The 24,461-nt window shown below is 64.8% G+C and carries 25 protein-coding genes and 1 tRNA gene; 13 read left to right on the top strand and 13 right to left on the bottom strand.

Going from position 1 to position 24,461, the window contains the following annotated elements:
* Positions 1–16: 16 nt before the first annotated feature.
* Together E3T43_RS03450 and E3T43_RS03445 are read right to left on the bottom strand one after the other, a co-directional pair.
* Positions 17–607 (bottom strand): MarR family winged helix-turn-helix transcriptional regulator, encoded by a 591-nt coding sequence (locus tag E3T43_RS03450; protein ID WP_134471341.1) that lies wholly within the window; start codon positions 605–607, stop codon positions 17–19.
* Positions 608–680: 73 nt separating this feature from the next.
* Positions 681–2,168 (bottom strand): aldehyde dehydrogenase family protein, encoded by a 1,488-nt coding sequence (locus tag E3T43_RS03445; protein WP_134471340.1) that lies wholly within the window; start codon positions 2,166–2,168, stop codon positions 681–683.
* A gap of 380 nt (positions 2,169–2,548) precedes the next feature.
* Here E3T43_RS03445 and E3T43_RS03440 point away from each other — a divergent pair, with 380 nt between their 5' ends.
* The 9 genes from E3T43_RS03440 to E3T43_RS03400 all read left to right on the top strand — a co-directional run bounded on the left by E3T43_RS03440 (position 2,549) and on the right by E3T43_RS03400 (position 11,759).
* Positions 2,549–3,427 carry a transketolase gene (locus E3T43_RS03440; protein WP_166791222.1) on the top strand — a complete coding sequence of 293 codons (879 nt, stop codon included), beginning with the start codon at positions 2,549–2,551 and terminating at the stop codon, positions 3,425–3,427.
* On the top strand, positions 3,427–4,392 hold the full coding sequence (locus E3T43_RS03435; RefSeq protein WP_134471338.1) for a transketolase family protein: 966 nt from the start codon (positions 3,427–3,429) through the stop codon (positions 4,390–4,392). The genes E3T43_RS03440 and E3T43_RS03435 overlap by 1 nt, the downstream gene beginning before the upstream one ends.
* A 47-nt stretch (positions 4,393–4,439) precedes the next feature.
* Positions 4,440–5,510 carry a zinc-binding dehydrogenase gene (locus tag E3T43_RS03430; protein ID WP_134471337.1) on the top strand — a complete coding sequence of 357 codons (1,071 nt, stop codon included), beginning with the start codon at positions 4,440–4,442 and terminating at the stop codon, positions 5,508–5,510.
* Positions 5,507–7,021, top strand: a complete 1,515-nt coding sequence (locus tag E3T43_RS03425) for a sugar ABC transporter ATP-binding protein (protein WP_134471336.1) — start codon at positions 5,507–5,509, stop codon at positions 7,019–7,021. Before E3T43_RS03430 ends, E3T43_RS03425 begins: the two co-directional genes overlap by 4 nt.
* A 1-nt stretch (position 7,022) precedes the next feature.
* Positions 7,023–8,009 carry an ABC transporter permease gene (locus tag E3T43_RS03420; protein ID WP_134471335.1) on the top strand — a complete coding sequence of 329 codons (987 nt, stop codon included), beginning with the start codon at positions 7,023–7,025 and terminating at the stop codon, positions 8,007–8,009.
* Between the two features lie 78 nt (positions 8,010–8,087).
* Positions 8,088–9,056 (top strand): sugar ABC transporter substrate-binding protein, encoded by a 969-nt coding sequence (locus E3T43_RS03415; protein ID WP_134471334.1) that lies wholly within the window; start codon positions 8,088–8,090, stop codon positions 9,054–9,056.
* 81 nt (positions 9,057–9,137) lie between these two features.
* A complete protein-coding gene (locus E3T43_RS03410) occupies positions 9,138–9,971 on the top strand; it encodes an SDR family NAD(P)-dependent oxidoreductase (RefSeq protein ID WP_134471333.1) in 834 nt (277 codons plus the stop codon).
* A 95-nt stretch (positions 9,972–10,066) separates the two neighbouring features.
* Positions 10,067–10,849: an SDR family NAD(P)-dependent oxidoreductase gene (locus E3T43_RS03405; protein WP_134471332.1), complete on the top strand. Its 783-nt coding sequence runs from the start codon at positions 10,067–10,069 to the stop codon at positions 10,847–10,849.
* 19 nt (positions 10,850–10,868) lie between these two features.
* A complete protein-coding gene (locus tag E3T43_RS03400) occupies positions 10,869–11,759 on the top strand; it encodes a sugar phosphate isomerase/epimerase (protein WP_166791221.1) in 891 nt (296 codons plus the stop codon).
* A 127-nt stretch (positions 11,760–11,886) separates the two neighbouring features.
* On the opposite strand, the gene E3T43_RS03395 is transcribed toward E3T43_RS03400, so the two are convergent.
* The 5 genes from E3T43_RS03395 to E3T43_RS03380 form a co-directional block, all read right to left on the bottom strand.
* Positions 11,887–12,528, bottom strand: coding sequence for a PDR/VanB family oxidoreductase (locus E3T43_RS03395; protein ID WP_198414297.1), 642 nt, complete (start codon positions 12,526–12,528; stop codon positions 11,887–11,889).
* Positions 12,462–12,854, bottom strand: coding sequence for a hypothetical protein (locus tag E3T43_RS19015; RefSeq protein ID WP_198414296.1), 393 nt, complete (start codon positions 12,852–12,854; stop codon positions 12,462–12,464). The genes E3T43_RS03395 and E3T43_RS19015 overlap by 67 nt, the downstream gene beginning before the upstream one ends.
* 10 nt (positions 12,855–12,864) lie before the next feature.
* Entirely contained in the window at positions 12,865–13,011 is a 147-nt protein-coding gene (locus tag E3T43_RS03390; protein ID WP_241978799.1) for a DAK2 domain-containing protein, read from the bottom strand.
* A gap of 90 nt (positions 13,012–13,101) precedes the next feature.
* The gene (locus tag E3T43_RS03385) at positions 13,102–13,752 is read right to left on the bottom strand and encodes a CoA transferase subunit B (protein ID WP_134471330.1); all 651 of its coding nucleotides are present in this window, start codon (positions 13,750–13,752) and stop codon (positions 13,102–13,104) included.
* A 3-nt stretch (positions 13,753–13,755) separates the two neighbouring features.
* Complete coding sequence (locus E3T43_RS03380) at positions 13,756–14,484, bottom strand: CoA transferase subunit A (protein WP_134471329.1); 729 nt, start codon at positions 14,482–14,484, stop codon at positions 13,756–13,758.
* A gap of 402 nt (positions 14,485–14,886) precedes the next feature.
* Between E3T43_RS03380 and E3T43_RS03375 the strand changes: the two genes are divergently transcribed.
* Positions 14,887–15,669, top strand: coding sequence for an IclR family transcriptional regulator (locus E3T43_RS03375; protein ID WP_241978798.1), 783 nt, complete (start codon positions 14,887–14,889; stop codon positions 15,667–15,669).
* 402 nt (positions 15,670–16,071) lie between these two features.
* Here E3T43_RS03375 and E3T43_RS03370 read toward each other — a convergent pair.
* From E3T43_RS03370 to galU, 4 genes are all read right to left on the bottom strand, one after another.
* Positions 16,072–16,144 (bottom strand) — tRNA-Ala (locus E3T43_RS03370).
* Positions 16,145–16,209: 65 nt separating this feature from the next.
* Positions 16,210–17,139, bottom strand: coding sequence for a hypothetical protein (locus E3T43_RS03365; RefSeq protein WP_134471327.1), 930 nt, complete (start codon positions 17,137–17,139; stop codon positions 16,210–16,212).
* A 105-nt stretch (positions 17,140–17,244) separates the two neighbouring features.
* Positions 17,245–17,904 (bottom strand): GNAT family N-acetyltransferase, encoded by a 660-nt coding sequence (locus E3T43_RS03360; protein WP_134471326.1) that lies wholly within the window; start codon positions 17,902–17,904, stop codon positions 17,245–17,247.
* A gap of 51 nt (positions 17,905–17,955) precedes the next feature.
* Positions 17,956–18,849 carry a UTP--glucose-1-phosphate uridylyltransferase GalU gene (gene galU / locus E3T43_RS03355; protein ID WP_134471325.1) on the bottom strand — a complete coding sequence of 298 codons (894 nt, stop codon included), beginning with the start codon at positions 18,847–18,849 and terminating at the stop codon, positions 17,956–17,958.
* A 34-nt stretch (positions 18,850–18,883) separates the two neighbouring features.
* Between galU and E3T43_RS03350 the strand changes: the two genes are divergently transcribed.
* From E3T43_RS03350 to mscL, 3 genes are all read left to right on the top strand, one after another.
* A complete protein-coding gene (locus E3T43_RS03350; RefSeq protein WP_134471324.1) occupies positions 18,884–19,462 on the top strand; it encodes a 5-formyltetrahydrofolate cyclo-ligase in 579 nt (192 codons plus the stop codon).
* A 109-nt stretch (positions 19,463–19,571) separates the two neighbouring features.
* Positions 19,572–19,916, top strand: coding sequence for an FmdB family zinc ribbon protein (locus E3T43_RS03345; protein ID WP_134470107.1), 345 nt, complete (start codon positions 19,572–19,574; stop codon positions 19,914–19,916).
* A 3-nt stretch (positions 19,917–19,919) separates the two neighbouring features.
* Positions 19,920–20,405, top strand: coding sequence for a large conductance mechanosensitive channel protein MscL (mscL, locus tag E3T43_RS03340; RefSeq protein WP_241978789.1), 486 nt, complete (start codon positions 19,920–19,922; stop codon positions 20,403–20,405).
* Here mscL and E3T43_RS03335 read toward each other — a convergent pair whose 3' ends face one another.
* Complete coding sequence (locus E3T43_RS03335; RefSeq protein ID WP_241978043.1) at positions 20,406–20,624, bottom strand: hypothetical protein; 219 nt, start codon at positions 20,622–20,624, stop codon at positions 20,406–20,408.
* A complete protein-coding gene (locus E3T43_RS03330) occupies positions 20,621–24,400 on the bottom strand; it encodes an ATP-binding protein (RefSeq protein WP_134471323.1) in 3,780 nt (1,259 codons plus the stop codon). Before E3T43_RS03330 ends, E3T43_RS03335 begins: the two co-directional genes overlap by 4 nt.
* Positions 24,401–24,461 lie beyond the last annotated feature (61 nt).

The raw sequence follows: 24,461 nt of genomic DNA, 5'->3' as shown, positions 1-24,461 counted from the left end.
TACTTCGGGCCGCTTATTAATAGGATTGCGTCTCGACCTGGGGCGCACCCACGTCGCTGTCCAGCATCGGCATCGCCAGAAGGATGCGACCGAGCATGGCGTTCAGCTGCGCGACCTCGTCGGCCGTCAGCCCGGCCAGCAGAATGTCTTGTCCCCCGAGCGAGATCGGTTTCATCGCGTCGTGCATGCGGGCACCCGCGCGCGTCAGGTAGAGCGGATGCGACCCGCGCGGGCCATCCGTCGGCACGATCAAGTCCCGGGCGATGAGTAGATTGACGCTCTTGGAGATAACCGCCTTGTTCACGGCCAGAAAATCCGAGATCTCGGTCGCGGTCGCGGCAGGATGCCCGGCGAGCGCCGAGAGAACCCGCCAGTCGTTGGTTCCCAGGGAGAAGTCGCGAAGCAGCAGCCGTGATTCCCGCCGCACGAGCGCGGTGGAGATCAACGCCAGGAGGCGAGGCGTGAAGCTTTCGGTGTCGATCACGTCGTCGAGGGGTTCGGTAATGATCTCCGAGGCCGGGGCGAGCTCCGTGGCCGGGAAGTGCGGGCCGCTGGCCATATTCACCTTGTTCTCGAAGGGGTGGGATGCAATTTCCAGGCCGGTCACGCGATCGCCGGGTGGAATGTCATGGCCGGCATTCTCGGTCCGAGGAGCCGAGGCTGCCGGCCATGACCGCACACTAGTGCGCCTGAGCGGCGAGCGCTGCGTCGTCTATCGTGGCGATGGCACGGGTGTCTTGAAAGGCTCGGATTCCCTCGATGCCCTGCTCGCGTCCGAAGCCGGACTGCTTCATGCCACCGAACGGTGCGCGGAGGTCGAGGCGCGTGGCTCCGTGGTCGTTGACCCAGACGTAGCCGCAGGCCAGTTGCGAGCCGACGCGGTGAGCCGAGTCGGCGCTTGCCGTCCACACCGAACCGCCGAGCCCAGCCCAGGTGTCGTTGGCGGCCGCGACGGCATCCGTCTCGTTCGTGAACGAGATAACGGGAATGACCGGGCCGAACTGCTCCTCGGTAACAACCCGCAAGGACGGATCGGGGTTGATCACCAGGGCGGGGCGCACGAAGTTACCGCCGGTGAGGTCTCCGGTGGGAAGTTCCCCGAACTCGCGAACCTCGGCGCCCGAGCCCTTGGCCTCCTGGATGAGCTCGTCGACGAACGCCTTCTGCACGGGAGAGTGCAGCGGTCCCATGTTCGTGTCAGCATCCAGACCGTAGCCCAGCTGCACCTTGTCGAGACGTGCTGTCAGCCCGTTGACGAGTTCGTCGAGGCGGGAAGCGTGCACGTAGACGCGCTTGGCGTTCATGCAGATCTGCCCGGTGCTGTCGAAGATCGCCGCATAGAGGCGGTCGAGGTGGGTGTCATCGATAATGGCGTCCTCGAGGAAAATCGCGGCATCGTTTCCACCGAGTTCGAGCGTCACCCGGGTGAGCGACTTGGCGGCCATCTCCATGATGCGCTTGCCGCCATTGACGCTGCCGGTGAAACACACCTTGGCAATGTCGGGGCTCTCGATCAGGCCGGCCATGTTCTGGTCGGAACCAGTGACGATGTTCAGCACACCGGCGGGGAGCTTCTCGGCGAGGCGCTGCACCAGGCGGGTCGTCGCCAGCGGGGCCGAGGGCGGCGGCTTGACGATTGTCGTATTTCCGGCGAGCAGTGCCTGCGGCAGGGCTGCCCCGAGGATCGCAATCGGCCAGTTGAACGGCACGATCACCGTGACCACACCGAGTGCCTGGTAGCTCACCTCTGTGGACACCGGAATTCCGGGAACCACCGGGAGCGTCTTACCGGTGTCGATCTCATCGGCCAGCATGAGCGCGAGTTGCCACCGAATGTCGAACACCAGTGCGTCAACCCATCCTTCAAACCGCACTTTTCCGTTCTCCCGGGAGAGAATTTCGGCGTCATTGTCACGGTCATCGGCGATGCCAGCGATCGCGTCTGCCATGATGGCGGCGCGTTCCGCCGCCGACAATGCCGACCAGGCAGGGAATGCGGCCTTGGCTGCTGCTACCGCATCGGCAACATCCGCTTTGGAGGCAGACGCGGCATACCCCACCACTTCACCCGGCTTCGCCGGATCGGCGACCTCCAGGACGTCCTCCGTGTCGCGTTGAACGCCACCAATGAATAGACCAGTTTGAACGGTCTCCACTGTCTTAGTCATATACCCAAGCACCTCTCTGTGTCTTGTGACTCGCTGCGGACTCAGTCGTCTGCATGTGCCCGTCAGCCTAGATCAATCCTGTTTACTTGTAAACCAGATTCTGTCACCGACGGGTCACCGCCCACCCGGATCTCGGGCAGAGCCTCCGGAGGACTCCGCCCGCCGGGGCCCCACAGCCCCCGACTCCACGACGGCCACCGGGAAAGTGAGCATGTAAAAAACTTGTTTACTTGTAAACCAGATCCTGTTTACTTGTAAACCAGATCGTGTTACATTTCTCAGGTCGGCGCCCGAGACGGGCGTGTTCGACCGAAAATTAGAGCCGACGACGTCGCCATCTGCGGGGGCCAGTCGACGTGTCATCAATGAGGAGGCATGTTATGGGCGAAGAGTCCCTTCAAGCGGGCCAACCCGTGCACACCGTCGAGGAATTGGAAGACCTCGCATTCGAGCTTCGATCGAAGCTGCTGAATTTGTGTGGCACCTACGAGGGTGCCGTTCACATCGGCGGCGATCTCTCCGTGGCCGATATCCTGACGGCATTGTTCCACTACGGACTCAATGTTGATCCAACCGACATCGCCAACCCGAAGCGCGATCGTTTTGTTCTCAGCAAGGGGCACGCCGCCGTGTGCATGTACATTGCCATGTCGATGCGCGGGTTCTTCTCCTACGAGGGGATCGTGGACACGTACGGGCAATTGGACAGTGCGTACGGTATGCACCCGTGCAAGGTGCAGTTGCCGGGCGTCGAGTGCTCGACCGGTTCACTCGGCCACGGCCTGCCCATTGCCGTCGGCATGGCGCTGAGCGCGCTCGGCCGGGGCGAGTCGCACCGGGTCGTCTGTGTCCTGGGCGATGGCGAGACCGGTGAGGGTTCCGTGTGGGAGGCTGCCATGGCTGCCCGAAGCAACAAACTGGGCAACTTGGTGGCCTTTGTCGACCGCAACCGCCAGCTCATGACGAGCTTCGCCGAAGAGCGTGTGGCGTTCGAGCCCTACCCGGACAAGTGGGCGGCATTCGGCTGGAACGTCGTTCTGGTCGACGGCCACGACATGGGTCAGCTCGTTGCGGCGATCGATGCGCTTCCGCCGACGGACAGCGACCGGCCCACGGTTGTCATCTGCGAAACGATCAAGGGTAAGGGTGTCGATTTCATGGAGAAGAACCTCGCCTGGCACGCCGGTTCCCTGGGTGCGGCCGACCTGGAGCGTGCGATGACCGCGCTTAAAGCCACGCGAACGAAGGAGCTCGTCTAATGGCCGAGACATTTACATTCGGAGAAATACTGTCCGCTCGTTCCGTCATTGGATCGACACTCGCCGAGCTCGGCGATGAGTACGACAACCTGTGGGTGTTGACCCCGGACATCGGCGCCACCCTGGTGGAGTTTCGCAACAAGTTCCCTGAACGTTTTCTCGACGTGGGACTCGCCGAGCAGGTCTGCGTCGGCATTGCCTCCGGCCTGGCCTACGACGGAAACATCCCGGTCGTCTCGGGGATGCTGCCGTTCCTGAGCATGCGCGCCCTCGAACAGGTGCGCAGCGACGTGTGCTACCCCAACCTTCCGGTCAAAATCATCGGCACGCACGGCGGGCTGGTGGGCAATGGCGGTTCCACCCACTACGCGGTCGAAGACCTCGCCCTGATGTGTGCCCTGACCAACATGACGGTCACCTCCATCGGCGACCCACTGATGGTGGGCGAAATCCTTCGCCAATCCATGACGATGGCCGGGCCGATCTACATCCGGCTAGCCGTCGGCAAGAACGACAAGGTGCTCTACGAGCCCGGCCAGCACGAGATTCGAATCGGCAAGGGCATCGTGGCGCGCGAAGGTACGGACGCGACGATCTTCACCCACGGCACCGTCGTGGCGCAGGCGCTGCAGGCAGCCGAAGAGCTCGCCGTGGCTGGCCACTCGGTTCGGGTCGTGGACATGTTCACGCTTAAACCGATCGATGAGGAACTCATCATCCGCTGCGCCGCCGAGACCAACGGTCGCTTTGTGGTGGTTGAAGACCACCTGGCCTACGGCGGCCTCGCCTCGCGCATCGCCGACGTAGTCGCCGACCGTAACGTGCACCTGACGGCCTTCGAACGACTCGGTATCCCCCAGGTCTATGCCGGCTTTGGCGATGACGAAGAACTGCGCGATAAGCACGGTTACGGCCTGAGCGCGACCATCGCGGCCACGCAGCGTGTGATCGCCGCTCAGCCATAACCGACCGACAACGCAAAACCTGTCATGAGAATCAACGGAGAAACTTCATGAGAACTGTCGCCGTCACCAAGATCGGAAGCCTGCGGGATGCCGATGAAGAGACCAGAGGCCGTATCGGTGTGGTCGACTTTCCCGAGCAGCCGCTGGGAGCCGAGGATGTGCGCATCCGCGTCGCCTACTCGGCGATCTGCGGATCGGACCCCCACCTCGCCGAGGGCTTCTTCGGCACCGACGTTCCGATCGGGCTCGGTCATGAACTCTCCGGCATTGTGGAGGCACTGGGCGAGAATGCAACGCGCAATGGACTGCGCATCGGCGATCGGGTCGCCGGTAATTTTCTTCGCTTCTGCGGCACCTGCACACCGTGCCGTTCCGGCCGGCAGCAGTTCTGCGAACATGTCCAGGACTACAACCGGCCGGGCATGGCCGAGACGGTCACCTGGCACGAATCCCAGGTTTATCCCCTCCCGGCCGACGTGAGTCTGCTGAAGGGATGCCTGCTCGAACCGACGTCGGTTGCGGTGCGAATCGCCGACAAGACCAGGATCAGGGTCGGTGATCGCGTCGCCATTTGCGGCGGCGGCCCGATCGGGCAACTGGTGCTGCAGGTCATGAAGATGAATGGCGCGACATCGCTGACGCTCATTGAGCCCATCGCCGCGCGACGTGACATGGCTCTCCGTCATGGCGCCGATTTTGTGATCGACCCCATCACCGAAGACCAGGCCACCCGCGCCGACGAGATCACCGCCGGGAGCGGCTTCGACGTCGTCATCGACGCCTCAGGATCGTCTCGCGCGGTCGGCGGGCTGCTGGATATCGCCGGCCACGGCGCCACGGTCATCTACGGCGCCATGTATCCGCAGGACTTCGAGATGCCCTTGAACCTCTCCGACTACCTGTATCTCAAGGAGTTGACGCTCACCGGGGTGTTCGTCTCTCCCTACGCGTTCCCGCGAGCCCTGCAGATCCTGCCCCACCTCGACCTCACCGAGCTGACCGAGTTGATCTTCGATCTCGAGAATGCGGAAGAGGCCTTCGCCATGCACGTGAGCGGCCGCTATCCCAAGGTGGTCATCCGCTGCAACGACCTGCCAGACATCGACGGTGTCGCATGACCGCGAGCATCACCCTCGAACGCGAGATGGCCCTCGAAGCGCACGGCATCGTCAAACGCTTCGACGGTGTGCACGCCCTCAACGGTGCGCACCTCGCCGTCCGAGCCGGTGAGATCCACGCGCTGCTCGGTGAGAACGGTGCCGGCAAGTCGACGTTCGTAAAAATTTTGACCGGCCTGTATACCCCGGACTCTGGCACGATCCTGCGCGACGGCGACGAGATGGACTTCTCGAACGTGCGGGACGCGAACCGGGCCGGCGTCGTTGCGCTTTACCAAGAGCTCTCGATCATTCCCACCATCAGCGTGGCCGAAAACATCCTGCTCGGCGAGCAAACCCCCAGGCGGGGCATGTTGGTCGACCGTCGGCTACTCCGCCAGCGAGCGCAAGAGCAGCTCAACCGGCTGAACCTGCGGGTTCCCCTCAGCAAGCTGGCCGGGAGCCTCTCGCCGGTGCAGCAGACGATGGTTGCCGTGGCGCGCGCACTCGCAACGGATGCCCGCATCCTCATTCTCGACGAACCGACCGCGGCTTTGACCGATCACGAGATCAATGACCTCTTCCGAGTGCTGCGATCCCTGCGTGATGACGGCGTTGCGATCATCTATGTGTCACACCGGCTCGAGGAAGTCTTCGAGCTGTGCGACCGCCTCACGGTCATGCGCAACGGTGAAACGATCATGACGAAAGACGTCGTGGCCACCACGGTGGAGGAAGTCATCTCGACGATGGTCGGACGCCCCGGAGGCGAGTTGTATCCCGAACGCAACACCAGAACGGACGACGTCCTCATCAGTGTCGACGCTCTCAACGGACGCCGCGTCAAGGATGTGTCGTTCCAGGCGCATGCCGGAGAGGTCGTAGGGATCGGCGGTCTGGCCGGATCCGGACGCAGCGAACTCCTCCGCCTGATCGCCGGCGCGCAGAAACACACGTCAGGATCGATCACCGTCGCTGGCACAACGCTCCGGCACGGCAAAGGAGTCGGTCATGCTCTCGATCACGGGGTCGCGCTCGTTCCCGAAGAGCGTCGCAGCCAGGGCGTCATCCTCAGCGCCTCGATCCAAGACAACATTGCCATCGCCAACTTTCAGGCCGTGAGTTCGTCCGGCTGGATGTCCAATCGCAGCATCGTCGACCTCGCCCGCCGCGGTCTCGCGAATCTTCAGATCAAGGCCCGCGGACCACGGCAGGCTGTCGGGCAGCTTTCCGGCGGCAACCAGCAGAAGGTCGTGCTGGCCAAAATGCTCGCACGCAGCCCGAAGGTGCTGCTGATGGACGAACCGACGCGCGGAATCGACGTCGGGACGAAGGCGGAGATCTACCGCCTCATGCGCGAGCTCGTCGCGGGCGGTACGACCATCATCGCCGTCAGCTCCGAATTGCCCGAACTGATCGGCATGTCCGACCGCATCCTCATCATGCACGAAGGTCGCATCGCCGGAGAAGTCCGGGCCGATGTCGCTGACGAAGAACTCCTGCTCTCATATTCCTACGGAAGGGTCGATTGACATGACCAAGACAGACTCGATCGCGACGACAACGTCGACGCCGCACGAGCGCACCCCGATCGGCCAGTTCCTGTTGCAGGGAGGCACGGGGATCGCTCTCGTCGTGCTGATCACGTTCTTCACGATCATGCGCCCCGACGTATTCCTGGGGTTCGGGAACGTGCGCAACATCCTTGAACAGATCGCGATCCTGACGATCATCGCGGCCGCGCAGACCGTGGTCATGGTCGTCGGCGACTTCGACCTATCCGTCGGCACGACGGCCACCCTGTCGGGAGCCACGGCTGCGGCGCTCATGATCGCTGGCACGCCCATCCCCCTGGCGATCCTCGCGGCGCTGGCGGTCGGCACCCTGGTCGGAATGGTCAACGGTTTCCTGGTCGCTTACATGAAACTGTCCGCCTTCGTCGCCACCCTCGCGACTATGACGACCGTCGGCGGCCTGGCCTTCATCGCCACCGACGGCACGACGCTGTACGGCATGCCTGAGGCGTTCTTCATCCTCGGCCAGAGCCGACCGCTCGGCATCCCGATGCCGATCTTCTTCGCCATTGCGGTCGCCGTGGTCATCTGGCTGGTTCTGAAGTTCACCACAATCGGTCGTCGCTGGTACGCCGTTGGCGGTAATGCCGAGGTCGCGCGGCTGTCCGGCGTGAACGTGCAACGGTCCAAGTTCCTCGCCTTCACGGTCGCTGGATTTGCGTCAGCTATCGGCGGCATCATCCTGGTCAGCCGTCTGGCCAGTGCGAGCGCCGCGAGCGCGAACAACTACATGCTGCTCGCCGTTGCTGCCGTCTTCCTGGGCATGACAATCCTCAAATCCGGCCAGGCGAATCTGGGTGGAACCCTCGTCGGCGTCGCAATCATCGGCGTCATGAACAACGGCCTCAATATCCTCGGTGTCAACACTTACTACCAGCAGGTGTTCACCGGTCTCATCATCATCGCAGCCGTCACCCTGTCGGCCTTCAAAGCTCGCGACCGCTAGTCAAACCGCGGTCGCACCCAGCTGGGCTGGATCCCTCTGGCTCGGAAACACAGCAATCACGAACAAAGGAGTGTCTGAATGCGCACAAAAAGTTTCAAAATCGCGGGTCTCGTCATCGCTACGACCCTTGCACTGACCGGATGCACCAGCGCGACCGGCGACGACAGCACGGGCGGTGACGACGTGTTCAAGGTCGCAGCGTTCACCGCCGGCTATGCAACGCCCGGCGGCAAGTCGACGCTTGACCTGTTCGTCGAGCGCGGCACCGCGCTCGGTTGGGATGTCACGCTCTACACGAGCGCCTTCGACTACGACAAGATCAACTCGGACATGCAGGCCGCCATCAACCAGGGTGTCGACGCAGTCCTGGCTGGATTCCCCGACCCCCGTCAGATCACACCGCTGGTGAACGCGGCGAACGAGGCGGGCATTCCCATCTTCTCGATCGACGGCGGCGTCGTGCAGAACGATGACTTCGTGGTCGACATCACCTTCAAGCAGCAGCAACTCGCCGAACTGACAGTGGGGGCGATGGGCGGCCTCGAAGGCAAGGACGTCATGGTCATCGGCCACGACCCGCACATCGGAATCATGACCCGCAGCAACCTGGCCGCGGACATGCTCGAGGAAGCTGGCGCGAACATCGCCGGCGGCGAGATGAAGCAGGTGCTGAACCCCGGCACCTCGCGCGAAGAGGCCCTGAAGTTCGTCACCGACTACCTGCAGGCAAACCCCGACAGCCTTGACGGCGTGTGGGTCGGCTGGGACGACGCCGCGCTCGGAGCGGTGCAGGCCATCGAAGAGGCCGGTCGCGACGATATCTTCGTCACCGGCATCGACGCACTCGGCATCGCCGCTGTGGAGATCGAGAAGGACGGCCCGTTCGTCGGATCGGTCTTCCAGAACTGGTCGGCCGTCGTCGATTCCATGACCGATCTCATGGGCGCCTATGCCGAGGACGGCACCCTGCCCACCGAGAAGTTCGTCGAGGTTGACGGTGAACTGATCGACCTCAGCAACGTGGCCGACTTCACGCCGACCATCTGAGTTGGGTGAGGGCGTCACCTCCGGGTGACGCCCTCATGGTGTTCCACGCTGCAGGACGAACTGAAAGGTCAATGGATAAAGATGAACGAAACTTTGAATGTCCGAGACAAAGACCGAATTTTCGATCTCTTCTCCATGAGCGGCGACATCGCCGTCATCACCGGAGCGTCAAGCGGGATCGGCCAGGCCGCTGCCGAGATCTATGCCGCCGCGGGAGCAACCGTCGTCATCATCGGCCGAAACGAGGCTCGACTGGCGCAGGTTCGCGACGGCATCATCGCTTCGGGTTGGACGGCGCACTCCTACGTCGCCGACCAGGCAGTGCGTGGCGACATCGACGAGGTCCTCCAGCGCATCAGCGCTGAGGTCGGCCAGCCAACCGTTGTGGTTGCGAATGCCGGCATCGCCGGAGGTCGCAGCTACCTCACGCCCGACGGGTCACTGGCCCGTTATCAGGACGATGAGTGGGACAGCGTGGTCGCGACCAACCTCACTGGAACGTTCGAGACGATCCGCGCTGCAGCCAAGGTGCTGCCCGATGGCGGTCGGATCCTGGTGACAGCATCCACCGCCGGGCTCCGCACTGATCCGATGGTGTCCTACGCCTACGTTGCCACCAAGGCCGCGATCCTCAATCTCGTTCGTCAAGCGGCATTGGAGCTGGCGCCGCGCGGTATCCGGGTGAACGCGCTGGCTCCCGGCCCGTTCAAAGACACCCTAATCGGCGGGGGCGCGAAGCTCGATGCCGAGGGTGAACGCCAGTGGGCGGCCACGATTCCGCTGGGTCGGATGGGGGTCATGGCCGAGATCCAGGCACCGATGCTGTTTCTCGTCGCACCGGGGTCCGGTTTCGTCACCGGCACAATCCTCGCAGTGGATGGCGGAGCGCTCGCGCTCTCGCACACCCTGTTCTAAGACCAGCACGAACACAAATTGAATGGAAGCAGGGGCGGCCATCCACAGCCACCCCTGCTTTTTCACACGACCGCACAATATTAGGGAGTCTGCACATGCGTTTAGAAGGCAAAGTTGCCATCATCACCGGTGGCGCCAGCGGAATTGGACGGGCAACCGTCAAGAAGTTCGTGCAGGAGGGAGCGAAGGTGCTCGTCGCCGATATCAACCTCGAGCAGGCTGAGGTTGTCGTCGCCGAAATCGAGGCGCTGGGCTTCGTCGGCCAGGTAGCCGCCGCCCGCGTCGACGTGTCGGTGTTCGCCGAGGTTGAATCCGTCGTCGCCCGCGCCGTCGAGGTCTTCGGAAAGCTCGACGTCATCTTCAACAATGCCGGCATCGCCGGTGGCAAGCCGCTGCTCGATCAGGACCCTGAGGTCGACTACCTACCGATGATCCGCATCGACCAAGACAGCGTCTACTACGGCATTCTCGCTGCGGGTCGGCAATTCCGTGCCCAGGGCACCCCCGGCGTCATCATCAGCACCTCGTCGATCTACGGCGAATCTGCGGCCGAGCTGTCGTTCACCTACAGCGCGGCCAAGGCCGCGGTCATCTCCTTCACCCGCTCAGCAGCTTATGAACTGGCCGAGTTCGGCATTCGTGCGGTCGCCATCACGCCGGGCCGCGTCGCAACGCCCATTATCAATCAGTTCAGCGACGAGCTCAAGCAAACGTTCGCTGCTGAGCAGATGCGCAACAAGATGACCGCCCCGGAAGAAATTGCCAACGTGGTCGCCTTCCTGGCCTCGGACGAGTCCAACGTCATCAATGGCACGGTCGTTCACGTCGACGATGGCTATTCCGCGTTCAAGCAGCGCCTCGAGCTGCCGTCGTTCTGAATTTCGTCCGGTGACCCAGATGACCCACAGCAGCAGTAACCGACTTCCCGTTGCCGTCGCCTGCCACGCCAACATCCTGGTGGGAGAGGCCTCGATTGAGGCCCTCCCCGGGGCTCTGGATGCGATCGTTGAGCACGGCTATTCCCACGTCGTGTTGCCACCCCTCGACCCGGCCGGGACGGATGCTGCCGCGCTGGGTCGCCTGATCAACGAGCGTGGACTGAATCCGATCACCATGGCCGGCGGCCTGTCCGCTCGGGCAGATGTCGGTTCCGCCGACGGCGAGGTGAGAAAAGCCGGTGCGGCGCTGCTCCGCGCCGCGGTTGATTTCACCGTGCAGGTCGGCGGCACGCAGATGAACGGGGTGCCCTACGGGGTGTTCGGTCGCCCAGCTGCGCCCACGGACCCTGACGCGTTCTCCCGTTCGGCCAGGGGGGTCGGCGCCATCGCCGACTACGCCAACGAGCGTGGCATCACGATGACCTTTGAAGTGCTCAATCGGTATGAGACCTCCGTCATCAACACGGCCGAACAGGCAGTCGACTTCGTACGCCAGAGCGAATCTGAGCACCTGCGCATCCACCTCGATACGTTTCACATGGCGATCGAGGAGGCCGATATGTTCGCGGCGATCCGCCTGGCTCTGCCGCTGCTCGGCTACCTGGAACTGGGCCAGTCCGGTCGGGGGCTGCTCAGCACCGGCGTTGTGGATGTGGCCGGCATCGTTCGGTTCGCTGTTGAGTCCGGGTATTCCGGGATCTTCGGCATCGAGGCCTTCTCGCGCAGCATCCTTCCAGCGGGCGCGAGCGACATGCTCGCGATCTGGCGTGCGCCGTACCTGTCGGGAGCGGAGCTCGCCGCCGACGCAGCCCGGGTCATCCAGCGCGGATTCGACCTGAGCCGGGGTTAGGCCCGCCCGGTGGACGCCCGGCCTGGTCAACGGCTGCACTGATCAGCATCGCCGCGGTCGACCCGAACGGGTCGGCCGCGACAGCTCTGTCAGCCGAGGGTGATGTGAAGCGGATGCCTCTCCCGCGTCACAATTCCAGGACCAGGCGCGGCGAACACGACCGCGAGACGCAGATGAACATGCACGGCGAATCCGCGCGTTCCTCGTCGGTCAGAATGGAATCTCGACGCTCGGCCTTCCCCGACAGAATGTTGGTTTCACAGGTGCCACAGGTACCTTCCGTGCACGACGACAGCACCTGCACTCCGGCCTCGCGCACCACCTGCAGAATTGATTTCTCCGGGGGAACGATCAAAACGAGGCTCGACAGGGTGAGTTCCACCTCGAACGCCTCTTCACGCACGGGCAGCTCAAGCACTCGCGGTAGGAACCGTTCCACGTGGAGTGCGTGCGCCGGCCATCCGCTCATTTCTGACTGCACGGCCTCGATGAGACGCTCCGGCCCGCAGCAATAGACGGCGGTCGTCGGCTGGGCATCGCCCAGCACCTGTTTGAGATCCAGTCGATCAAACTCGGCGGAGGAATGAACGCACACATTTTCGCCGTACTGTGACACGAGCCCCTCGGCGAATGCCATCGTGCTGCGGCTGCGGCCGCTGTAGTGCAAGGTCCATTTGCGGCCCAACGCGTTCACCGAAGCAATCATCGAGAGCAGCGGGGTGATTCCGATTCCACCGGCGATGAAGATGTATTCCTCGGCGCCCTCCACGAGCGCAAATTGGTTTCGCGGCCCTCGCGCGGCCAGGTTATCGCCGACGCGATGGAATCGTGGGCGAAGGTGGATCCGCCCCGGGAGAGCGGCTCTCGAAGCACAGCGACCTGCCAGGTGTCCGCATTGGCGACGTCACCACAGAGCGAATATTGGCGCACCAGCTCCGCGCCGAACCGCAGGTCGATGTGAGAACCGGGTGTCCAGTCGGGCAGGGTGCCCCGGTCTTCGCGTTCCAGGGTCAGCTTGATGACGCCGTCCGAAATCTCTTCGGCTGCGGTGACTCGAAGGTCAAGGTCGACCTCCAGCGCGTGTGTGGTGCGCATGGGAATACTCCTACTCCTGAAGCTGGTGTTGGTTGGAGCCCTGGACGTCGTTCACCTCGTGGATGGCGCCCAGCCAGACCTCGATCGCACGTGCGCCTGGGTCGACGTGGCCGATGGCACGGTCGCCGGTATAACTGGCCCGGCCGCGTTTCGCGATCAGGGCGACCGTGCACTGAGATGATCGAGGCTCGCGCGAGCGGGTCGGAGCCGGCGCCGCGTGCTCATAGCTCGGAGCAAGCTCCCCCTGCTAGCAGTTCGGAGCCAGCTCCTCGACCGTGAAGGCGGCCTCGGTGGTGTCCTCGATGTCCTGCAGGCTCACGCCGGGGGCGCGCTGCCGCAGCACGAGGCCGGTCGGCGTCACATCGAAGACGGCCGTGTCGCTGATGATGCGATCCACGACGCGTACGCCGGTCAGCGGCAGGGTGCACTCGGTGACGATCTTCGGGGTGCCATCCTTGGCGACGTGTTCGGTCAGCACGACCACGCGCGGGGTGCCGGCCACGAGATCCATCGCGCCGCCCATGCCCTTGACCATCTTGCCGGGGATGGTCCAGTTGGCGAGGTCACCCTGGCCGGAGACCTGCATGGCACCGAGGATGGCGACCTTCACGTGCCCGCCGCGGATCATGCCGAACGAGGTCGCCGAATCGAAAATCGACGCCCCCGGCAGCACCGTAACGGTCTGCTTGCCGGCGTTGATGAGGTCGGCATCTTCCTCGCCCTCCCACGGGAACGGCCCCATGCCGAGCAGCCCGTTCTCGCTCTGCAGCGTCACCTGAATTCCCTCGGGCAGGTTGTTGGCCACGAGCGTTGGAATGCCGATGCCGAGGTTCACGTAGTCGCCGTCGCTCAGTTCCTGCGCCGCGATCGCGGCCATTTCATCTCTGGTCCACGCCATGATCTACTCCCCTGCCTGTACACCGGCCAGCACGGGCCGACTGCGCACGGTGCGCTGTTCGATGTCTTTGACCCGGGCCGAGGCCGGAACCAGGCGCTGCACGTAGACGCCCGGAGTAATCACGTGATTCGGATCGATCTCGCCGGGCTGCACAATAATCTCGGCCTCCGCGATCGTCATAATGCCGGCGGTCGCGACCACCGGGTTGAAGTTGCGCGCGGTAAAGCGGTACTCGAGGTTGCCCAGGGTGTCGGCGCGCCAGGCCTTGACCAGCGCGACGTCGGCGACGATGCCGCGCTCCTGAAGATACGTTTCGCCGTCGAAGTCGGCGAGCGGCTTGCCCTCGGCGATGAGCGTGCCGACTCCGGTCTTGGTATAGAAGGCCGGAATTCCCGCGCCGCCGGCCCGCAACCGCTCGGCCAGGGTGCCCTGCGGACTGAACTCCACCTCGAGCACCCCCGCCAGAAACTGCTCGGCGAACAGCTTGTTCTCGCCGACATAGGACGCGATGACTTTGCGCACCTGCCCGGCCTCGAGCAACACGCCCAGGCCTTTGCCGTCGACGCCCATATTGTTCGAGACGACGGTGAGATCCTTCACAGCGGATGCCCGCACCGCGTCGATGAGATCCGCCGGAATGCCGCTGAGGCCGAAGCCGCCGACCGCAAGCACCATCCCGTCGCGCAGAACGTCGTGCAGCGCCTCGCTGGCGCTGGCCTGAACCTTGGACATACGGTCTCCTCATCGAGTTGGTGTCGCGCCTGCCGTAGTGTCCACCTTGTGGACATCGGCCGATATCGTCATGCTATTCAGGCCCGATAAGCCCTGTCAAACCCTAGATTCCGTCGTTTCCATCTCGTGAACAGTAGGATATTAATCATCCACAATATGGACACAGGAGGCGAAATAATCTCTCAGCCATCCGCATCGGACGTGCCGACGCCACCCGGCGCGTCGCCAGCACCGGCCGGGCAATCAGGTCGCGATGCCTCGGGTAGAGCCGCCGCCGTTCGCGGAGCCTCGGGTCGCGACGCCTCGGTTCGCGCCGCCTCGGGTCGCGACGCCCGCCCAGAACACGGCGGCCAGCCAGCTCAGAGCGCACACCCCGACCGTGGCGCACAACCCGCACAGTCGGTGCCGGGAGCACAGGTCGTCGGCCGGATCGCCCTGCTGCTGCGCCTGGTCGGGCGCAACCCCGCCGGCACGCCCCTGGCCGAGATCGTGCGGGACTCCGGCCTGACCCGGCCCACCGTGCACCGGCTACTCACCTCGCTCGCCGCCGAGGGCCTGCTCGATCATGATGCCGTGCGCCGCACCTGGCACTACGGCCCCGAGGTGTTCGTCATGGGCACCGTCGCCGCGGCGCGCTATCCGATCGAGGAGCTCGCTCGGCCGAGCCTCGTGCGCCTGGCCGAAGAGACCGGGGAGAGCGCCTTCCTGTCCATTCGACGCGGCGCCGAAACCGTGTGTCTGCTCCGCGAAGAGGGCAGCTTTCCCATCCGCTCCTTCGTGCTGCACGAGGGGGTGCGCTTTCCGTTGGGGGTGGCCTCCGCTGGAATGGCCATTCTGGCCTACCTGCCCGAGACCGAAGTGGATGCCCTCCTGGCCGACACAGGATCCGTCGACACCGAGACCTTCGCGGCTCGCTGGGGCGCCCAGCACTCCCCCGTGAGCATCCGCGCCAATCTCAAACGCACCCGAGTGACGGGCTATGCGGTCAACCCAGGACTCATCCTCGAGGGCAGCTGGGGCATGGGCGCCGCGATCTTCGATCGCAGCGGTCGCCCGGGCTGGGCGCTCTCCCTCACCGGCATCGAGCCACGATTCAAGCCCGAGCGGCAGAAGATTCTGGGTCAACTTCTGCTCGACGAGGCCAGCCGCATCACCCAGACCCTGCAGCGCCCCCCGATAGCCTGACCGCCCGCGCAATGCCAGTTTCGGCCCCGCGTCCCTCGTTGTCGCGCGCAGCGTGACGCCGTCGGCCCCAGTACCCGTGCAGCCCTGCATGAGGTGCCATCTTAAACCCCATGAACTCAGCCTGGCCACGCGAGGTGCCACCTTTAGCCCCATGACCAGGGGCATCATGCGGCGAAGTGCCACCTTTAGCCCCATGAGTCCTCGGCAAGGGGCCAAAGGTGGCACCTCACAAAAACCATGGGGCCGAAGTTGGCACCTCGCGCGATGTCAAGCTGAGTGGAGCAACTTGGACCAGATTGTCCTGGAACTTCCTGGGACGATGACTGATGCCCACAGCGCACCCTCCCGGACCGGGCATGAAAACAGCCCCGACCGAGGCCGGGGCTGTTCTTACAGTCTGAGTGGAGCTAAGGAGATTCGAACTCCTGACCTTCTCATTGCGAACGAGACGCGCTACCAACTGCGCCATAGCCCCAAACTGCCTTTGAAGAATATCACGGGCTGGCCGCCACTTTCTCCGCTTCCCGCCCGAGCCGCCAATTAGACGGCGCGACGACGACGCAGCACGGCGTCGAGGTCGGTCATGCCGGGGCTGGTTTCGCCAACGATCCCCATCGACGCGAAACGGCTCGGCACCGCAGCCGCTGCGGGCCTGGCGATCGGCGTGGCGGCCCGGATTGCTTCCTCGGCGAGCGCTGCGGCGCGGCGCGTGACCTCCGCCTCGGCGGCGGCCTTGCGCAGCTGATTGGCCGCTTCAACGGATGCCATCGCCGTCTGCGCAATGGATCCGCGCGAGAGATGCATCGCTCGCGGCACCGGCTGCGGCGTCCAAGTCGCCGCGGCAACCGGGGTCTCCTCAAGCTGCACGGGCTCAAAGGCCTGGCCGACCAGAACGGGCAACACCACCGGGGCGTCCACGCGCACCACACGCGCCGAGCGGGCGACCGTGGACAGCCGGCCGAGAATGCCGAACGTGGCCACCATGACAACCCCGCCACCGACCAAAGCGGTGAACGAGCCAGCCAGGGCGGGAGCGACCCCAGTGACGGCCAGCACGAATCCGGCCAGCAGAATCAGCGACACCAGGCCGCGGAAACGGCGCAGCCGCCGAAGCTTCGAAACGGGCGACTCCGCCACGCGCGGCGCTGCGGCAGCAGCGACGGCCGCGGCGGCGCGGCGAACGTCGCGGGCAGCATCCGCCACCGCTTGCGCTTCGACTCGTTCGCTCTGCTCAGCCCGCGCCAGAACGCGTTGCTGCTCGGCCACGGTGCGGGCGGTGGCTTCGAGTCGCACCTGGTGCGGCACCTCGGCGGTTTCGGCCAGGATGCGCAGCGTTTGCTGCAGCCGCACGGCGTTTTTTTCGGTCGCCTGGTACTGCTTGCGGCGCGACCAGGTGGGCATCAGGTAGGCAACCCAGAGCACGGCGGCCACCGCCACCATGACCCCGCCACCCAATGCCTCATTACTCATGTTGACAACGGTAAGAGGCGCAGCGGCCAGAGCCGATGATTACCGGTGGCGTGTCACCGAAGTTAATACGCTGATTCCGCCCCCGAACGGGGCAAATCGGGGCGATCATCGAACGATGACCGGCAACGGATGCGCGGCCGACTCGAGATCGGCCGCGGTGACCGTGGCGGCATCCGCTGGGACCAGACCATCGTGCCAGCGGCGCAGCACGCCCTGGGTGAGTTCCTCGGCGACCAAACCGAAGCAGAAATGGTCGCGCCAGTCACCGTTGATGTGAATGTAGCGGCGACGCAATCCCTCATAGCGAAAGCCGAGTTTCTCCACGACCCGCAGGCTCGCCTTGTTTTCCGGGCGGATGCAGATCTCCATGCGGTGCAGGCCGAGCTGATAGAAGCAGTAGTCGGTCGCGAGCGCCACGGCCATCGGCGTGATCGACTGGCCGGCGAACTTCTCACTCACCCAGTAGCCGATGGTCGCCGATGACAGTGATCCCCAGGTGATCGACGACACGTTCAGCTGGCCCGCCAGTTCGCCGTTGCTTTCGATGATGAATGGCAGACCGTTGCCCGACCGCGAATGCGTCAACAGGCTCCGGATGCTCGCGCGCGTGTCGAAAGACATCGGCGCGTACGGGTTCGTCGCCTCCCACTTGCGCAGCCAGGAACGGTTGGCCAGAAGTTCGCCCTCGAGGGCGCGGGCGTCGCGCAATCGGATCGGGCGCAGGGTGACGGCCCCCTCGCGAAGGGTGGGAATAGCGATCGGCACGGTTCGCCTGTCTGTCGTGGGCTGAAAACCCCGGTGGGGCTCTGTAAAACGTTAGTCCAGCGTGGCGACGAATTCGTGCAACCAGGGCTTGAGGTCGCGCCCGAGGTCTTCGCGATCGACGGCGAGTTGCACGATGGCCTTGATGTAGTCGAGCCGGTCGCCGGTGTCATAACGACGCCCACGAAAAATGAGGCCGTACACGCCGCCGGTGGTTTCGGGGTTGACGGCCATCTTCTGCAGGGCGTCGGTGAGCTGAATCTCGTTGCCCTTGCCGGGCGCGGTGTGCTCGAGAATGTCGAACACCTCCGGACGCAACACATAGCGGCCGATAATGGCGAGGTTTGAGGGAGCATCCTCTTGGCTGGGCTTTTCGACCAGCCCGGTGATGCGCACGACGTCAGGGTCGTCGGTCGTTTCGACCGCGGCCGCGCCGTACAGGTGAATCTGCGACGGGTCGACCTCGAGCAGCGCCACGATACTGGTGTTGCGCTTGCCCTGCTCCTCGAGCATGCGGGTGAGCAGGGGGTCGCGGGCATCGATGATGTCGTCACCGAGCAGCACGGCGAAGGGTTCGTGGCCGACGTGCATGCGGGCGCGCAGAACGGCGTGGCCGAGGCCGCGCGGGTCACCCTGACGCACGTAGTGGATATCGGCAAGCTCGTTGGATTCGCGCACCTTGGCGAGCCGGGTCTGGTCGCCTTTGCGTTCGAGCATGGCCTCCAGCTCGGTCATGCGGTCAAAGTGGTTCTCCAGGGCGTTCTTGTTGCGCCCGGTGACCATCAGCACGTCGCTGAGCCCGGCCGCAACGGCTTCCTCAACGACATACTGGATGGCCGGTTTGTCGACGACGGGCAGCATCTCCTTCGGCATGGCCTTGGTCGCTGGCAGGAATCGTGTTCCCAGCCCAGCTGCGGGAATGACGGCTTTAGTAATCGGGGTACCCATGGGCACTAGGTTAGTGGCAAGTAGGATGCCTTATATGGACTCCGACATTGGTCATCGAAAGCGTGCGCTCAGAGCGGAGCTGCGCGAGCGTCGCCAGAATATGACCTCCTCGGAGCGTGAATCGGCCACGGCCGGCTTCACCGCAAACCTGCAGAGCCTCGTCCTGGACCTCTCCGCCCGATCGATTTCGTGCTATCTGTCGGCGCGCAATGAACCCGATACCCGGCCCTTTCTCAACTGGGCAACGGCAGAGGGCATACGTATTCTGTTTCCCATTTCTCGCGAAGACGGTCTGCTGGACTGGACCGTCGGCGACGGCGAAGAAGAATTCACCGGCATTTCCGGGGTTCCCGAAGCGGTCGGAACCCTGCTCGGCCCGATCGCCATCAACGATGTCGACCTCATCATCGCGCCGGCAGCGGCCATCGACGAGTCCGGTCTGCGCATGGGCTGGGGCCGCGGCTACTTCGACAAGACCCTCGGTTCGATGGAAAAGTGCCCGCCGGTCTACGCCGTCGTCTTCGACAGCGAATACCTCGACGAGGTTCCCCGCGAGGTGCACGACCAACCGGTCAACGGGCTCGTCACCCCGACCAGAATCATCGCGTTCTGACCATTTAATACCGCTCGTGAACCCCGTTCTGCATGTGACGGGGCGCCAGCGCGCCTAACCTTAGTTCTGGCGGGCATTTTGCCTGTCGGCTCAACCAGCTGGAGATGCAGTGCCTACCTACTCTTACCGTTGCACCGAGTGCGACACCGCCTTCGACATCCAGCAGGCCTTCACCGACCACTCGCTCACGGTGTGCCCGACCTGCCAGGGCAAACTGCGCAAGGTGTTTTCGTCGATCGGCGTGACCTTCAGCGGCTCCGGTTTCTACAGCAACGACTCCAAATCGGATGCGAAGCGGTCCAACCCGAATCTCGACCGCAAGCCGAGCGAAAGCTCGAGCGACAAGTCCGACTCCTCGGCGAGTAAACCGGCCGAAACCAAGACCGAGAAGAAGGCGGACAGCACACCCGCCAAGTCTGCGGCCCCCTCCGTTCCGGCCGCCAAGGCGTCCTAGAGCATGGCGCTGACCAAGACGGTCGCCCGAGTCATTCGTTTGGAGCACCCCGTGATCAATGGTTTCAAAGAATTCATCATGCGCGGCAACGTCATCGACCTCGCCGTCGCCGTCGTCATCGGCACGGCGTTCACCGCCCTCGTCACGTCGATCGTCACGAGCATTTTCAACCCGCTCATCGCGTCGATCTTCAAGGCGGACTCGCTCGCTAAAGCGCTCCCGTTGACTCTTCCCGGTGGCGACAAAATTCTGTTCGGCGCCGTCATCGGTGCCCTGATCAACTTTCTACTGATCGCCGCGGTCGTCTATTTTCTGATCGTGCTGCCCTTGAACAAGCTCAAGGAAGCCCAGGACCGACGCCGCGCCGCCGGGGTTCCCTCCGAGGTCGTCGCCGACCCCACGACCGAGCTCGACCTGCTCACCGAGATCCGCGACTTGCTGGCCAAAAACGCCGCCGCAACGCCGCCCGACCAGGGTCCCAAGCACTAACTACCAGTGCGGCGGGCGATCCTGCCGCAACTGTGCCTCATTCGCGCTGGGCCCACTTCCCGTGTGCGCAACGCCACCCTCTTCGCGCAGCACCGGCGGGTGCGGGTTCGGGTCGGTGTCCGGTGCCGGCAGCAGCTTGGCGCGGCGAGCATTGCCGGCCGCCTTCACGATCGGCTGACGCTCGGTACCCAGGCGCTGTGCACCTTCTGAAGCGCTCACGCGTTGGGCCGTCTCGGGTCGATGGTGGGCGCGTCACCGGTCGCAAAGGGACGAGCATCCGCTTGAGGAACGCCGGCGATCGCGGCCACGCGTGCCGCGACGGCGTCTGGATTGCTGAACAGTTCGAAGCTGTGCACGCGCAGATAGTGCCAGCCGAGGCGGCGCAGCACTTCGGGGCGCAGCCGCAGGGACTCGCGCAGGCTCGCGCGGCCGACCACGGCATCCGTTTCAACGACGATGGCGCGCGTGCCGTAGGAGGCGGCCAGGGCGAGCTTGCCGCGGTGCCCGAGACGCACGCTGAGGCCGAGCTTTTCGAGGCGGCCGCCTAGGTCGACGAGCATGGCCTCGCTCGCGTCGGGCACCTGCACCTCGTCGCGGCGTGCCTCGGTCTCGCTGAGCACCTGCGACAGCGCCAGGATGCCGTGGCGCTGGCGATCCTCGTCGATGTCAGCTGGACGGAAGCAGGAGACGATGTCGAGCGCGCGGCGCGCCCGGGTCATGCCGATCGCGAGCAGGCGTTCGCCGCCGGGTTCGCCGAGCGAACCGAAGTTGGACAGCAGGCGCCCGTGCGGGGTGCGGCCGTAGCCGATCGAGAAGATGACCCGGTCGCGGCTCTGCGCGACGGCCTGCTCGAGGGTGAGCACGGTGAAGGGTTCGCTGCGGTCCTTCAGAATGAAGTCGGACAGGTCGGTGCGCTTGGCGAACGCGGCCAGCACCGCCTGCTGCACGCGGACGGCGTGCCGGGTGCTCGCGGTGATCACCATGAGCGATTCGCGCGCGCGCTTCGAGGCGTGTTCGAGTACGAGGTCGACGACCTTCACGACCTCCGCATCCACGCTCTCAATCGCGCCGCTGTCGGCGTCGGGCATGCCGCGACCGCCGGCCACATAGTTGATGGTGAGGCTGCCGTGACCGAGAAAACTTCCGGCCCAGGGCAGCGAATCGATGCGGCCACCGTAGAAGCGGTGGTTGACCAGTTCGGCGAGGTCTTCGCCGCCGGCCCGGTAGCTGCGGGTGAGCGTCAGCGTCGGCAGTAGTTCGCCGAGCCGGGCCAGGGCGGAGTCGGCGTGCAGGGCGTCGACCGACACGTCGGGGGTCGGCGCGGCCTCGCCCGAGGCCGAAATTCCGGTCTCGAACGCTGACGGTGTCTGGGTGACCGGGTCACCGAACGCCACGATCTGGCGTCCGCGGCGAATCGCGCCGACGTTTTCGGCGAGGGTCGTCGCTCCGGCATCGACGAGCAGCACGGTGTCGAAGGTGATCTGGTCGCTGATGCCGGCGATCTCGTAGGGCGAGGCGAGCCAGACCGGCGCGAGCACGCGGCCGAGGTGCGGGGCGACCTCGTTCAGCCGCGCCGGCGTGGCCCGGTCGGCGCGCAGCAGGCGGCGCAGCTGGTCGGCCTCCTCGGGAAAGTCGACGACACCGATCTTCCAGGTTTCGGCCAGCAGCCAGGCCAGCAGCTTGCCCGAAGCGGATGCGTGCGCCTCGTCGACGAGTTTGAAATCGGCTTCGAGGCGGTCCAGTACCGCCGTGTTCGCGTTCAGCAGTGCCCGGTCGCTCGCGAGCATGATCTCGAGCACGGACTGCCACCAGGCCAGTTCGAGTTCGGCAGCGACGTTCTCCTCCGACACGTGCCGCTGGGACAGGTCGGTCATCAGCGGGTCGAGGTTGTGCTCGCGCAGCGTCGCGAGCAGCGCGGTGCGCTCGTGCAGGTTGGCGAGCACCTCACTCTCGGCGGCGAGGCCCGAGATCATCGCGGTCAGCTCACCGATCTGACGCCCGGCGAGGATGCGCGGTGTGCCAGTGGTGCCCAGCGGAACGTCGAGCAGACCGAGGTCTTCGGAGACGCGCTGAAAAGCGACGTGCACATCGTTGATGCCGACCGGCACCTCGGGCGTGACTCCCGCGGCGGCGTAGCGCTGCCAGAGGGTGCGCTGGTCCTGGATGCGGCGCAGGCTCTCGTTCATATCGCTGACCCGCACGCCGGGGCGCTGGTACTCCTCGGCGAGCTTGCGCAAGCGGCGCCGGCTGGCCGAGCTCATCTCGGAGGATTCACGCCGCGACGACGTGGCGGCGATCAGTTCGGTCAGCGAGCGGTCGTAGACGCCCGGCTGGAATTTGTCGAGGGTTTCCCGAATATCGAGCAGCAGGCGCAGGTAGATGCCGAGTTCGTTGATCGTCTCGAACGGGCGCAGCCGGGTCTGGCCGATCAGGCCGTTGGCGCGTTCAAGCAACCGCGGAAGTTCAACCTGGTTGATGCGCTTGGCGAGTTGATGCGAGTTGGCGGCATCCGCTGAGGAGGTGAAGGAGGCGCCGTACCAGGGTGAGTCGCCGGGGCCGTACCGAAACTCGCCGAGGATAGCGGCTTTGATCAGGGTATTGGCGGCGGCGGATCGGGAGTGAGCGAGCAGTTCGAGAGCGTGCCGGTCGAGCCGGGCCGTCGTCGACGGCGGCTGCGGCAGCTGCGCGAGGCGCGCGAGCTCACCGAGGGCGTCGAGGACAGAGACGCCGAGCGCTGAATCGCGGCGGGTGAGCGCCGAGCGATAGTCGAGCAGCACCTTGCGCAAGCGCACCAGGGCATCGTCCACGTCGCCGACCCGCGGCTGGGTGGCCTTCTCGTTGCGTGTGATCGACTGGATCAGGTCGCGGCGCAGCGTGCGCGGAGTCACGGCGATGCCGGGCAGGCCCACCTGCACCAGGCGACCGGCGATTCCGTCGAGGCTGGAGCGGCGGGCGCTGACCACGAGCACGCGCTTATGCTGGGCGACGAGCGAGCCGATCGCGTTGACGATGGTCTGGGTGCCGCCGGTTCCAGGCAGGGTCTTCACGACCAGGGAGTTTCCCGCCGCGATCTGCGCGACGACATTCTCCTGCTCGGGGTCTGCGTCGCCGAGCAGCGTGTCGGTGGCGGGCGGGCGGGCATCCTGGCCGATCGGCACCACCGGGTTGTAGGCGGACCCGATATTGCGCTTGGCGGTCATGTTGCCGGCGACGGCGTCGAGCAGCGGGTGGTCGAGGTTCGAGGCGTCGGCGGCGAGTGCTTGGCCGCAGGAGGCGAAACTCGAGACGACGAGCCGGGGCACGACGTTGAACCAGGGCAGGTGGGAGGTCAAGCCGCGCAGGCGGTCGATGACCGGCTGCGGTTTGAACGCACCGTTCGTGACGGCGAGCGCCACAAAAGCGTCGGCGTCGAGGACGATCTGAAACTGGTCCTTCAGAGCGCGGGCCAGTTCGGGGTTGAGAAAGGGCTGACCCTTGAGCTTGAGCTCGTAGTCACGGCCGTAGCGGCGGATCGCAAGCGGGCGCAGCAGCACCGGGGCACTGTACTCGACGTCCTGGTAACGCCACTCGGCGAGGCCGATGGCGAGGTTGACCGACTCGATGCCGCGCATCGAGCGCAGTTCGATGCCCTTCTGGGTGATCTCGTTCGCGGCCAGCCGGGCGTTGCGGAGCGCGAGTTCATCGCGAATGAGGTTGGACAGCAGGGTGGTCTTGCCGATGATGAACTGCGGCAGGCCCCCGGGATGGGTGGCGCTGAGCTCGATGCGGGTGCGGGCTTCGTCGGTGAAGTGCAGCAGCGGGGAGCGCCCGCCGAGCGCGGCGAGTTCATCGCGCCAGCGCTGCCAGACCGGCTCGGCGATGTTACCGGCGGTGAACGCCGGATCGCCCAGACTGAGATTGTGGGGACTGGTCACGTTTTGCGGGTCGATGGGGACGACGTCCAGGTACTTGGAAAGCACGTCGTCGTCGTCTTGTTTTCTATCGAGGTGCCACACAGGGATACCCTAATTGCGAAACCACTGTTTTTGCCTGAGGCGGCCGGGGTTTCGCGTGATT

Source organism: Cryobacterium sp. Hh7 (assembly GCF_004403155.1).
Classification (GTDB): Bacteria; Actinomycetota; Actinomycetes; order Actinomycetales; family Microbacteriaceae; genus Cryobacterium; species Cryobacterium levicorallinum.
This window is presented reverse-complemented; position numbering and strand designations above follow the sequence as displayed.

Bases quoted from the DNA above. Each gene is read 5' to 3' on its own strand.
- E3T43_RS03445 (WP_134471340.1), bottom strand. From the start codon at position 2,168: ATGACTAAGACAGTGGAGACCGTTCAAACTGGTCTATTCATTGGTGGC.
- E3T43_RS03440 (WP_166791222.1), top strand. From the start codon at position 2,549: ATGGGCGAAGAGTCCCTTCAAGCGGGCCAACCCGTGCACACCGTCGAG.
- E3T43_RS03435 (WP_134471338.1), top strand. From the start codon at position 3,427: ATGGCCGAGACATTTACATTCGGAGAAATACTGTCCGCTCGTTCCGTC.
- E3T43_RS03430 (WP_134471337.1), top strand. From the start codon at position 4,440: ATGAGAACTGTCGCCGTCACCAAGATCGGAAGCCTGCGGGATGCCGAT.
- E3T43_RS03425 (WP_134471336.1), top strand. From the start codon at position 5,507: ATGACCGCGAGCATCACCCTCGAACGCGAGATGGCCCTCGAAGCGCAC.
- E3T43_RS03420 (WP_134471335.1), top strand. From the start codon at position 7,023: ATGACCAAGACAGACTCGATCGCGACGACAACGTCGACGCCGCACGAG.
- E3T43_RS03415 (WP_134471334.1), top strand. From the start codon at position 8,088: ATGCGCACAAAAAGTTTCAAAATCGCGGGTCTCGTCATCGCTACGACC.
- E3T43_RS03410 (WP_134471333.1), top strand. From the start codon at position 9,138: ATGAACGAAACTTTGAATGTCCGAGACAAAGACCGAATTTTCGATCTC.
- E3T43_RS03405 (WP_134471332.1), top strand. From the start codon at position 10,067: ATGCGTTTAGAAGGCAAAGTTGCCATCATCACCGGTGGCGCCAGCGGA.
- E3T43_RS03400 (WP_166791221.1), top strand. From the start codon at position 10,869: ATGACCCACAGCAGCAGTAACCGACTTCCCGTTGCCGTCGCCTGCCAC.
- E3T43_RS19015 (WP_198414296.1), bottom strand. From the start codon at position 12,854: ATGCGCACCACACACGCGCTGGAGGTCGACCTTGACCTTCGAGTCACC.
- E3T43_RS03385 (WP_134471330.1), bottom strand. From the start codon at position 13,752: ATGGCGTGGACCAGAGATGAAATGGCCGCGATCGCGGCGCAGGAACTG.
- E3T43_RS03380 (WP_134471329.1), bottom strand. From the start codon at position 14,484: ATGTCCAAGGTTCAGGCCAGCGCCAGCGAGGCGCTGCACGACGTTCTG.
- E3T43_RS03365 (WP_134471327.1), bottom strand. From the start codon at position 17,139: ATGAGTAATGAGGCATTGGGTGGCGGGGTCATGGTGGCGGTGGCCGCC.
- galU (WP_134471325.1), bottom strand. From the start codon at position 18,849: ATGGGTACCCCGATTACTAAAGCCGTCATTCCCGCAGCTGGGCTGGGA.
- E3T43_RS03350 (WP_134471324.1), top strand. From the start codon at position 18,884: ATGGACTCCGACATTGGTCATCGAAAGCGTGCGCTCAGAGCGGAGCTG.
- mscL (WP_241978789.1), top strand. From the start codon at position 19,920: ATGGCGCTGACCAAGACGGTCGCCCGAGTCATTCGTTTGGAGCACCCC.